At 34.8% G+C, this 12,350-nt stretch carries 6 protein-coding genes; 4 read left to right on the top strand and 2 right to left on the bottom strand.

Translation table 11 applies throughout. From position 1 onward, the window contains the following. Positions 1-32 precede the first annotated feature (32 nt). Positions 33-3,332: a hypothetical protein gene (locus tag H6G44_RS13180; protein ID WP_190386933.1), complete on the bottom strand. Its 3,300-nt coding sequence runs from the start codon at positions 3,330-3,332 to the stop codon at positions 33-35. Between the two features lie 659 nt (positions 3,333-3,991). Between H6G44_RS13180 and H6G44_RS13175 the strand changes: the two genes are divergently transcribed. The 4 genes from H6G44_RS13175 to H6G44_RS13160 all read left to right on the top strand — a co-directional run bounded on the left by H6G44_RS13175 (position 3,992) and on the right by H6G44_RS13160 (position 10,685). Continuing rightward, positions 3,992-4,447, top strand: a complete 456-nt coding sequence (locus tag H6G44_RS13175; protein WP_190386932.1) for a TEK-like protein — start codon at positions 3,992-3,994, stop codon at positions 4,445-4,447. 237 nt (positions 4,448-4,684) lie between these two features. Next, positions 4,685-5,137 (top strand): TEK-like protein, encoded by a 453-nt coding sequence (locus tag H6G44_RS13170; protein ID WP_190386931.1) that lies wholly within the window; start codon positions 4,685-4,687, stop codon positions 5,135-5,137. Between the two features lie 170 nt (positions 5,138-5,307). Continuing rightward, a complete protein-coding gene (locus H6G44_RS13165; RefSeq protein WP_190386930.1) occupies positions 5,308-10,002 on the top strand; it encodes an FkbM family methyltransferase in 4,695 nt (1,564 codons plus the stop codon). 197 nt (positions 10,003-10,199) lie between these two features. Continuing rightward, the gene (locus H6G44_RS13160) at positions 10,200-10,685 is read left to right on the top strand and encodes a hypothetical protein (RefSeq protein ID WP_190386929.1); all 486 of its coding nucleotides are present in this window, start codon (positions 10,200-10,202) and stop codon (positions 10,683-10,685) included. A gap of 212 nt (positions 10,686-10,897) precedes the next feature. Here H6G44_RS13160 and H6G44_RS13155 read toward each other — a convergent pair whose 3' ends face one another. Further along, positions 10,898-12,289, bottom strand: coding sequence for an amidase (locus tag H6G44_RS13155; protein ID WP_190386928.1), 1,392 nt, complete (start codon positions 12,287-12,289; stop codon positions 10,898-10,900). Positions 12,290-12,350 lie beyond the last annotated feature (61 nt).

Here is a 12,350-nt window from a genome sequence, read left to right as displayed (position 1 = left end):
AGAGTTTTTCATTTTTCAGGGTTTTAAATCTTCTAAAATTTAAATTCTAGATTCATATCCCCTCTAAAACCATCCTCACTTTTACCTAAACGAGAACTTATAATTAAACCAGAATTAGCACTGGTATAACGAAATATCATCCCATAATTAGGATCTTTTAACTGACTGTCAAATACTTTAGAAGCTGTAGAATAAGAGGAATAGTATGGACCAGTTGCCATAGTCCCTACTTTTTGGTCTTTGAAAACATCATAGGTAGCTTCAACTTTATATGAAGTTTGATCATTAAAAGAGACAGAACTATTAAAATTAAAACCATCTTTATGGGAAAAATTCAACAGTAAAAAGGTGCTAATATCATCTAAGCTAGAAGATTGAACATCAGGATTGAGAATTTTAGGGAAATAACTTAATACTGGATAAAAAGTTATATTAAAATCTGGTTCTACAAATTGAAATACATTACCAACAGAAAGACTTGATAGATTCAAACGATTGGGATTAGTATTATAAGTTAGGGATAAAAAAGGTGAATTAACTATGATACTTTCCCATTGCTGATCTTGGTCATAAAAAGTGTTTTGAAAATCTCCTTTAAGGGCAAATTTTAACATTCCTCCTAGAGAATTTTCTGCTGTAGAATTAGGATTTAAATTACCTAAATTCTGATTAATGACCGGTGCAGAATCAGGAAAAAGATTAAACCACATACCTGTAGATAGGGAATAACTCAAATCATCAATACTTCCAGACATAACTAATTCTACTGCTGGTAAATAAAGATTTCCAGTATAAGAAGATATTGCAATTTCTCTTTGTCGAGACTTACTGAGTTGAATTCTTCCAAAATCGATATCAAAAGTTTTTCCTCCCCCAATTACAGGAACTGCTGTAAACGAATTATTGAGCTTATTATCAAATGCATAAGATTTATCAAATAGAACTTTTCCATCTGAAGTTTCTGCTCGTAAAAAGGTAAAATTAGTTGTTTCAGGAGTATTAATTTGAGTTAAACTAGTAGGAAAATTAATACCTATAAAAGATATTGGACCAAAATTACTAGGACGAACAAAATCTATAACAACCGGAGTTTCATCACTCCAAGGTTGTATGATTTGCTGAAAAAGTTGGACATTTCTTTGATAAAGACCTGTTCTAAATTGCAATAATAAGGAACTGTCTGGAGCGATATTTCCTGAAAAAGTATAACTTCCTGAAACTTGGGCAAGACTACTATTAGTAGTACCATAATTTAGGGTATTATTTAATCTTTCATTCATTTGTTTACGTTGTTGAGATGTGGCTTTTGTTTTCAAAACTGATAAAGGTTTTAAGTTCTGATACTCTCTTTTTGCTTCACCAATAGCTGCATCTAAATCACCAGGACTAATAACACTAAAAGCACTACCTAGAATTAATCCTAGACTAGCATTTGTGGTTTGATTAAAATCTGTATCTTGCCATTGTGCTGTAGTTATAGATAACCCAGGATTAGAGAAAACATTTAAATAATTTAAACTAATTTTCTCTGGATCATATTGTAGCAAAGTGCGGTTTTTTGACCAAGTTAAAGTATATCTATACCAATCTTGAATCTTAGGACCAAATACTGAAGAAGCTGTAAATTCAGGACTTTGTTGCCCAAGATTGTACCACATTAAGGAATTGAGATAATGAAAATCTCTTTGTTCTTTTGTTAAGAAAGGATTGCTAAGAACTTGAAGAATATCATTATTATCAATTTGATTAATTTGTAAAGTTTTAATCCCTGGAAGAGAAGTCATTGAAGACTTAAAAGAATATCCTTGTGTGGTGAAAAAATCACCTAATGTTAGTCCCGTAGCAGTGAGATTTTCACGAGGGATAATACTACCAGCTTCTAATTTGACACCATTATTTAATAAAGGTTGTAAATTGACAGTTGGAAATCCTTGTAAAAATTTGGGTGCATTTGTAGCATCTAAATTGCCAAATAATGAACCTCCTCCTAGTATTTCGTCTGTGGTTGCTTTGCGTGTTTCATTTAGGGGAATAATTTTTTGGAATACACTACCATCAGATCGAGTAATATTCACATTAAAACTGCTATTATCAGGTAAACTAGCTCCTGGAGGTACAACTATTTCCGCAGCACCACTAGTAATATTGAGGTTATTTGAATTTTTATCTCCTACTAAATCTGCAAAAGCAGTAGGAATACCAAATGCTGTTTGTACACCCCAAAAAACTGTAGAAACTTTAGCAACTTGTCTGATTTTTTGTTGATAACTATTTCCCTGATAGCTAAAATTTAGATGGTTTCCTTTGGTTTCAATTACAACACGATTGCCATCTAATACCCAATACAATTGTTCTTCGTCAGGATAAAAAGAAACATTAGTTGTTTTTATTAGTGGGTCACTAAATTGTTCTTTTTGCAATACATTTCCTGGCTCAAATTTATCTAAATCAACACCAAAATTTGAATATAAATTAAATTTTGAGGGTTGAAAATTACGAGGATTAATAATTAATTTATCACTTGTATTGACAAAAAATGGATATCTTGACGCACTATTATCTAACAAGTTCCGCATTAAAATTCTCAGAATTTTTTTATTTTCTTCTGGTGTTAATTTTGGTTTATCTTCTGGTTTATCTTCTGGTTTATCTTCTAGTTTTTTATCCCCTGGAATAGGTAAAGGAGGTATTTCTTTGGGAATTAAAGTGGAGTTTGGCTGAATTGGAGGTAATTGTGCTTGTTTCTGATCATTTATACTCTGTGCAATTAAGGTTTCATTCTTAAAAACAATCTTGTGATTAGATTTGTATAAATTAAAACTGTTGGAATCTGTTATATTTAAATCCCTTTGCAACAGTGTTTGACTATCTAAAATATCATCAGAGATATAACTAAAATTGTCTTTACAGTTGGAAATATGTCCTTTTAATTCCTGCTTAATATTGGAATTAACTTCTGTAGTCATAGGTATAGACGCAGAATTTTCCAGCTTATTTTCCTGACAATTAAAAGCTGTATCTGGAATATTTTTTGGTAACTGATATTTAGAATCTTGATTAAAATTGATTTCGTTGTTATTTAACTCTTGCTGGGGTGAAAAAGAAATACTACCAACTATTTCTGGACTAGAAAGTGTTGAATTTTCTGACTGAGTATTTACCTCTGTAGGTTCTAGGTCTTTTTCCGCTTGAATATCCTGGTCATTGGTATTGACCCCAAAAAAATCATGTGCTTTTTCCTGTTCCGTTGCTAGGACTTTCGTGGGAAGCAGTAACGACACCCCGAAAGTTACCAATAGTTCAACACTCCAGAAAATATCTTGCTTCTTCATATTCATGGCACTTACACATTAATAAACAGTAGCATCTATAGCTTAAACGAGTTCTTTTGTATAGCTATAGATTTTAAAGAGTCCAACAAACTTACACCTTATTTCTATGGTTAGAGACAAAGCTAAAAAAGTATAATTAGCCACTCAAAATATTGAGTGATATTTTATATAATAGTGTAAACCATGAAATAAAAAAATACAAGCCAAAAAAAATATAACTTACGCACTGACAATGTAAATCAACGAAAATCCGTCATTTCAGGGTTTTAAGGATTAACGCCCAAATCAATAAATATGGCTTGTAGGTGGCTCAAAAACCCTTTTAATAGCTTAAAATAGCTAAAATACAAATATTTTCTAGATTATATCAATAATAAATTGTGTATTATTTTCTTCTTTTTTTACTTGACAAATATCAAAAGTCTTGTGTATACTATCAGACATAGGTTATTGCCTTCTAGTGAAAACCTAAAATATCAGTCTGTATCATTGGAATTTATGGGTCAGTGATTTCTACGGGAATGTTTGACTAAGAGGATTTTTCTTCCATTCCTGAAAACTTGGTCATAGTTCCGTTATCAAAGGTTGAAAGCCTTTTTTAGAGATTACAGATGATAACAATGTGTAAGTTCTGATTAACCAAATCAAAAAATGTAATCATGAAAACAACGTCTAACAAAGTATTAAAAGCCGCTGCTATTGCTTCTCTCTTAGCAGGTGGTGCGATTGCAGGTTCATTTATCAGCACCGAATCCGCTCAAGCTCAAACAACCACCGTTCAAGCTCAGGATTCTCAATCTAGAGTATCTGGGGCGGTGACTAATACTTTCTCCAATGGTATAGCTAACAGTTTTGCTGCAGAAATCCTATACCCACAGAATGATTATGCCCCTAGCGGTACAGTGTCCATGAGTATTAGTTATGGTACTGCCGGCGGAGATGCCAGCAAAGTTGTAATTACGGGTGCAACGATGAGTGGTCCTGTAACCACATATAGTGCAAGCACGGTCGAAGCGGCTACTGCTCGTGCAATTGACGGTGCAAGGACTGCTAGTCGCTTTGATGACGTTAATGGTATCGTCAAGTCTTGGCGTGATTCTAATGGCTTGGACTAGTTAAATAAAGTCGGCGATTCCTACTCATTAAAAAGACTAGAAGGAATCGTCAACTAGCTTTATGGAGCATAGGTCAAGGAAATTAATGCCCTATTCTCTATATGTATTCCCCCGGCTTCAACTGGGGGATGAGTTAATTTTATTCTGAATTGGAACTAATGTCTACTATCTTTGCTCCAGACTTGAAGACTTGAGTTGGGAAATATTTGAATAGTTTAACCCTGAGGTCTCCCAACAATGAACACCAACTGTATCCAGACATCAAAAGCATCTGTCATTATACTTTTGTTGACAGAGGTAGCAGTTACCAGTTTATTTATTACTGGGAAACCTGCTCACGCTCAGTTTATCAGTAATAATTCCCAACCTAGAGCTTATGTGGCCATTACTCATATTTTATCGGATGGTACAATCAATAATTTTACATCCGAAATTATATTTCCCCAAGATTCTATTAGCACTAATGGTAATCTGACAATAAAAATTATCTATGGTTCTGTAGATAATAATTTTAATCAGGTAGCAATCATGAAGGAACATACGAATGATGAAACGGTAAATTATACAGATAAAACCATTCAAGCTGCTATTGTTAATAACATTGATACTGCTATTAATGATCATAGCTTAGATGATATTGGGGATATTGTTAAATCATTGCAAAGTGGTGGTTCTTCTGCTCTAGATTAATTGTATTTTGAGAAGTTATAGGATATGGTGAGCAAAAGCTTAACTAATACTAATAATAAATACAATTTTTACCTGACAAAAGTTAAAAATCAAAGGGCTATTTTATTCAGATTTCTCTGATGATTGTTGTTGCAAGTTTTTAGATAAATTATCAATGCTTAGGGGTTTTTATGATTATTTTCTGTGGTGGAATGACTAATGATTTGAGAAGTCTAGTTTACGAACTTTGCCAAACTTTACTAACTCAAATAGATAAAAACAATATTCAAGAAATTATATGTAATACTGCATCTGAAATAGATGCTTATTGTCAGTTTTTAGAAAAATCCTCATCAGTAGCACTAATTCAATATCAAATTCCCTCAAAACTAGTTTTAGAGAAAATCCAGCAAGATGAAGCTAAGAGTATTTATCTACATCAAAACCCCCGGGAAATTTTAGCCGCTGTCATTGCTTCTTTAGAAAATAAAGTAACATTTGAATCTAGTTTTGTCAATCTTTGGCAACAATATCAAGAACAGTGGTTTCCTGATAGTGATCAAACTTTATTAATTTGTAGAAAAGAATTAATTTCCGAACCATATTTAGAAATTTTTAAATTAGCAAAATATTTAAAAATTGAACCTACAGAATCTGAAATTGAGTTCTTATTAAATAAGTACGTCTTACCAAAACCAGAAAAGGTACTGGACTGGACAGAAATTCTCAGTTCTGAGCAATGTTTAATTATTGAAACGTTGCTAAAACCATTACTAATGCAATTTAATGATGAAGATGAATTTACTATAGCTCAAAGATTAGAACAAGATTTAGCAGCAATGCAATTAGAACCACTGCTCATCCAAATTGATAAAATCATTGGTGAATTTAGCAAACTAAAAACGGAATTAAGGGAGCAATTTTATGAATCAATTGATCAATATCTAATCACGATTTTAAATGCTATGGGGCGGTTATATGAAGCTGGGGAAATTTGCCATTTACTGGGAACAGCCCTAACTTTAAAAAATGACTTCCAATTGGCAGAAAAATGGTATTTACGCGCTCTGAATATCCAACCTAATTTAGCCAAATCTTACTATAATCTGGGTTTTGTCTATGAACAGGAGGATGATTGGGAAAAAGCTATTGATCATTATAATCATGCTATTAAAATTACCGGGAATTATACTAAGGCTTACTATCGCTTAGGATTGATTTTTAAACGTCAAAAGCAGTTTAATGAAGCTATAGATCAATTTTCCCAAGTCTTGCAATTAGATGCAGATCATCAGGGGGCTAAATTCAATTTAGCTTTACTTTGGCAACAGGGAAAAGGTACAGATTTAATTCAAAATTTGCTAGGAGAAAAAGACCTGGAATTGTTGCCTCATTTGACAGAAGAAATAAACGATACCGGGGCAATATTGGTGCGGGAACGGAAATTTGAAGAAGCAAAAATCTATTTTAAATCTCTGATTGAGCTAGATCCAGATTGTGTTTTGGCTCACTATAATTTAGGTTGTATTTTTCAACATCAAAACCGCTATCCAGAAGCAATTACTTCCTATCTTAAGTCTTTAAAAATTAATGAAAATTACATTGATTCTTTAAAAAATTTAGGGTATGTTTACTATAAAAGTGGACAAGCAAATTTAAGTCAAGAATGTTTTCAAAAAATATTGGCATTAAATCCTAATCATGGCGAAACTTATGAACTTTTGGGATTTATTGCTGGTGAACAAGGGAAATTTTCAGAGTGCATTAGTTTATTAAATGAAGCTCTAAAAATTAATCCTAATAATCATAAATTACATTCTTGTTTTTTGTTTAATTTATCTTCTCTTGTCAGTTTTACACCTCAAGAGATATTAGATTCTGCTAAATTGTGGTATCAACAGCAAGTAGTTAGTCAATGGTTACCAATCTTAACTACTCACTCTCAGGATAAAATTCCACACCGTCGTTTACGCATTGGTTATATTTCCCCTGATTTCCGCAGACATTCCGTAAGTTCATTTATTAAACCTGTTTTTCAACACCATGACCGCACCCAGGTTGAGGTTTTCTGCTATGGGGAAGTCCAAGAACCGGATACAATTACAGAGGAAATTATAGATATCTGCGATGCTTGGCGTTCTACTGTTGGTCTTGCAGATTTACAAGTAGCTGAATTAATTCGAACAGACCGCATAGATATTCTCGTTGATTTAGCAGGGCATACAGCAAATAACCGGATGATGGTCTTGGGGATGAAACCAGCGCCGATTCAAGTTACATATTTAGGTTATTTTGCTACTACAGGTTTACCGACAATTGACTACTGGATTACTGATCAAGTTCTGCATCCTAATGATACAGAGGAAAAAACCAGCGAAACTATATGGCGTTTACCTCGTTGTTATGTAGGTTATGAACCTCTAAAAAATGCCCCTGAAGTTACTGATCTTCCTTGTCAAAAAACGGGAGTTTTTACTTTTTCATCTTTCAATAATTTACGCAAACTGACACCAGAAACTTTTACTCTGTGGATTGAAATACTCAAAGCAGTACCTAATTCTCGCTTGATCTTAAAATGTGCCGGTTCTAACGTATTCAATCCCTTAATTGCTGAAAAAATTCAAACTCCCTTTGTGGAACAGGGTATTGATCCCAAACGCATTTTCTTATATGGTGCATTTGTTAATGATGAGGAGCATCTAGATCTTTATAATCAAGTTGATCTGCATTTGGATAGTATACCCTATACGGGATGTACTACGACTTGTGAGGCCTTGTGGATGGGAGTACCGACATTAACCCTAGCAGGGACTCGGAAAATGGAGCGCATGAGTGCTAGTATTCTCCACAGTGTTGGTTTAGACGATTGTATTGCTAATAGTGCTGTCGAGTATGTTCAAAAAGCGATCGCATTAGCGCAAGATCCAGATTATCTCCAATCTTTGCGCTCAAATATGCGGGAAAGAATGCAGCATTCTCCTTTGTTGGATGTGAAGAACATCGCCAACAGTTTAGAAGCAGCTTATCGCCAAATGTGGCAAATTTATATTCAACAAGAAACCCCAATATCTAACAGTGAAAATTTCCCTAATCATGCTTCTCTCTCGGTGGAATTAGAACCTGTAGATGCTGTTAATTATTATCAACAATATATCGAAAATCATCCTGATGATGCTCAGGGATATTATCATTTAGGTCAAGCTTATCAAGTCTTGGATGAGGTGGAAAATGCTATTTCATCTTATTTGCAATCTCTGGTTATTAATCGCGGTTCTACTGCGACATATCAGGCTCTAGGTCAGCTTTTAGAAGAACAGGAATTAATTGCAGAGGCTGAAAAATATTATCGCTGTGCACTGTTATTAGAACCTGGTAATAGTGAAATTCGACAAAATTTAAAATGTTTTTTGCAACAGTATTATCCTCAAACTACTAATAAAATTATTCCAATTTCTCACAAAAATGGTAATAATTCTGAACAGCTTAAATATTTTAAATTTACTGAGATTGATCCTCATGAATGCTTGGTGGAAATTGAGGGGGGAATTAAAGTATGTGTTAAGAATGATCTAAACAGTCTGACAACTTATGTTTTACTAGAACAGGGTGATTGGTTTGAGCCAGAAATGGAGTTTATTCGCAAACTGATTACACCAGGAATGGAGATTTTAGATATTGGTGCTAATCATGGAGTTTACACTTTAACTATAGCTAATTTACTTCAAAAACAAGGTAAAATTACAGCTTATGAACCTGCCAGTTCCGTTGTTTCGTTATTGCGAAAAGGTGTAGAAGCTAATGGTTTTACAAATATAGAGATAGTCAATGCTGGCTTATCAGATTGTGAAGGTGAGGCAACTTTATTTTTATCAACAAATAGTGAACTAAATTCTTTACAGCCTGATAATTTATCTCAACAACAAGAAATTATTAAACTGCTAAACTTGGATCAAGAATTAGCAATGCGTAACTGGCAGAAGATTGACTTTATTAAGTTAGATGCAGAAGGAGAAGAAGCTAAGATTCTCACTGGTGGGAAAAGATTCTTCCTTGAGCAATCGCCATTAATTATGTTTGAACTCAAGCATGGCAAACATATTAATATGCGGTTAATTCAGCTATTTAAAAATCTAGGTTATGAAATTTACTACTTAATTTCTAGTCTAGGTTGTTTAGTTCCTTTTGATGTAAATCAGCCAGTAGATGGCTATCAATTAAACTTGTTTGCCTGTAAGTTAGATCGATCTCAACAACTAGCAGAACGTAGTTTGTTAGTAACACAAATTCCAGAAAAATCCCTACTCCCAAAACCATCCTATTGGTTAGAAGCAATAGCAGCTTTAAATTATGCAACTCCTTTCCTTAATCAGTGGCAAGAATACGTAATGGTTGCCAATGCTGATAGTCAAATTTATTTAGAAGGGCTGAATTATTTTTTTCTAACCAAAACAGTGAATCTTTCTCCAGGAGAAAAATTTGCGTCTTTAGAACATTCTTTTAAATGTATTCAGGAAGCTGTTAAAACTCAAGCTTCGTTCACTAGATATTGTAGTTTAGCTAGAGTAGCGGCAGAGTTAGGGAAAAGACAAATTAGTGTAGAAATACTTGAAAAATTAATTACTAATATCAATTCTGGTAGATTAATTAGGGTTAATGAGCCTTTTTTGCCTGTGAGTCAGCAATATGATGATCAGATATTTAACAATAATCTGCAAGACTGGTTTTTAGTAAGTATTGTCGAAACCTGCGAAAATAGACGCGTTTTTTCATCTTATTTCTCAGCTAAACAATCGGTATCTTCACTCAATCAAATTATTCATAAACCTTTCCATAGTCATAAATCAGAGGTGCGATTACTTCTCGCTAACAAACGATTTGACGGATAAATGGGATGAAGTTAAACTGTACTGTATTTAGTTTGTATAATTCTAGTGAGTAAGATGCCCGCACCACAAAGTTCAAGTAAATTCTGGTTATCAAATTTAGCTGCGTAACAGCTTAGTAATGCAACATTATTAAAGATTTTGGTGTGTAACGCTATCATGATTCTACAGCATAAGGGATAATCCCTGGAATGTAGAACATGAAATCTCTAATTTCAACTTTCACCCAAAATTTAGATTTTTCCGAATCGGAAATAACAGCAATACTTTCCACACCCTTAAATGAGGTGCTAAATTCACCGGCTTTGAAACAAGAATTAGACAGTTTAGATATTAGCTTACTCAAAAAAACCTTACCTACAGCCGGTGCAGTTTTAGCTGAACATTTACCACTTTTTTATGATTGGTTAAAAAATGAATTAGGTGTACAAAATGTTCCCGATAGTCCAGATCATACAACAAAATGGGTAGTTGGTTTTCTCAATAATCAAGAAAGTATCAATCATCTGGTTGAATTACATCGTCCCGTACCGCACAAAGCTTTAGAACAAGCCGTTCCTCGCTTGGTGGGCTTATTTGATGGTGTCGAAGATGAAAAAGTCCGTCAAGCATGGGAAAAAGCAGTTGCCGCACTTTGTTTAGTTTTAGTTGTCGATGCTCGTGAACAGGAAAAACTGAGTAATTAAAATGTAACGTTGATATTGAGTTAGGTACAAATTATGCGGGCAAGATGCCCGCACCACAGGAGTTTTATGATTAATATCTGCAATCAATACATGGTCCATTTCCTGCTTTGTTGGGTTTCATGCTTCAACCCAACCTACAAATCAAGGCTTTTTTCAATTTGGACAAGGTATTGTTCATAATAACGGAAACTGCTATAAATCCTGATTTAGACTTAAAGTGCTGGACGATGTTGAATCCAAGGGTTAGCGGCTTCTAATTGGGCTGCTAGACTAATTAAAGTGGACTCGGCTGCCGGTTTACCAATTAACTGCACACTCAAGGGTAAACCATTGCTATCGAAACCCATAGGAACGGCTATAGCAGGTAATCCAGTAGCATTGGCGACAGGGCAAGGTGCGACCCAGTTGGCAATTTTAGCAAATGTCTCCTCTGGACTCAAATCCGCCCATGCACTGACCCGAATCGGAGAATGTAAATAAACTGGTAATACAAGTACATCTATTGTATTAAAAAATGCGATAATTTTCCGGGAGGCAATTTGCATTTGGGAGAGTGCTTGCAGATATTCCGCTACAGAACCATTTTTTGCTAATAACCAGCGGTTTAGGGGTTGCAATGCTTCTGCAGGGATTCTGGCCGCTGCTATTCCCGCTTGCCAAACTGCTTTAAATGGTTCGATTAAAGCACTAAAATCTGGACATTTTTCCGTAACTTGGTGTCCAAATTCTGTTAATAATTGGATGGTTGTTAATACCCCTTGTTTACAGTTAGCGTCCGCTTCTCCAAAGGGCATAATACTGGTACTAAAGGCAATTTTCAAAGTATCTAATTTAACTTGAGTCGCAGCGAGAAATGATGGTTGCGGATCTGGTAGCCAATAAGGATCACCTGTAACATAGCCAGAGATAACATCTAACATGGCTGCTGCATCAGCTACCGTGCGGGCTAGTGGACCGTCAACTCCAATACCTCCCAAGCGATCGCCTACAGGGGCTTTAGTGACTCTTCCCCTTGTCGGTTTAATACCAATGACACCACAACAAGCCGCTGGTCCACGGACTGAGCCACCACCATCTGAACCTTGAGCGATCGCACTTAATCCCGCTGCTACGGAAGCTGCTGCACCACCACTAGAACCACCTGGAGTATATTCTAAATTCCAAGGGTTTCTCGCTGGAGGAAACCCTACAGGTTCGCTGTAAGGATAAGAACCTAATTCGGATGTTGCGGTTTTACCAAGAATAATAAATCCTGCTTGTTTAATTTTCGTAACTACCCCATCATCATGATTGGCAATATTATTTAATAGTAGTGAATTTCCGTAGGTACAAGTAACACCTGCAACGGCACTTAAGTCTTTAATGGAAATTGGTACACCAAAAAACGGCGGTAATTCGGATGTTGTTGTCAATAATTCCGTTTTGTGTTTAGCATCAGCGATCGCTAAGTCTGCTGTAATTGTAAAATAACTACCTAATTGAGGATTTAAGCGTTCAATTCTTTCTAAATATATTTCTACCAACTCTAAAGGCGACACCTCCCGCAGACGGATTAATTTTGCTAACTCTAAGGCTGGAGTAAAAGCTAAATCGTTATTATTCATAATATAAATCTGCTAATTTAACCTGCTATCTTACCAGGATTTGTGAGAATTATCCCCCCAG

Source organism: Aphanizomenon flos-aquae FACHB-1287 (assembly GCF_014698755.1).
Lineage (GTDB): Bacteria > Cyanobacteriota > Cyanobacteriia > Cyanobacteriales > Nostocaceae > Dolichospermum > Dolichospermum flosaquae.
Note: the sequence above shows the minus strand (reverse complement) of the source record. Positions and strands in the feature narration are given on the sequence as shown.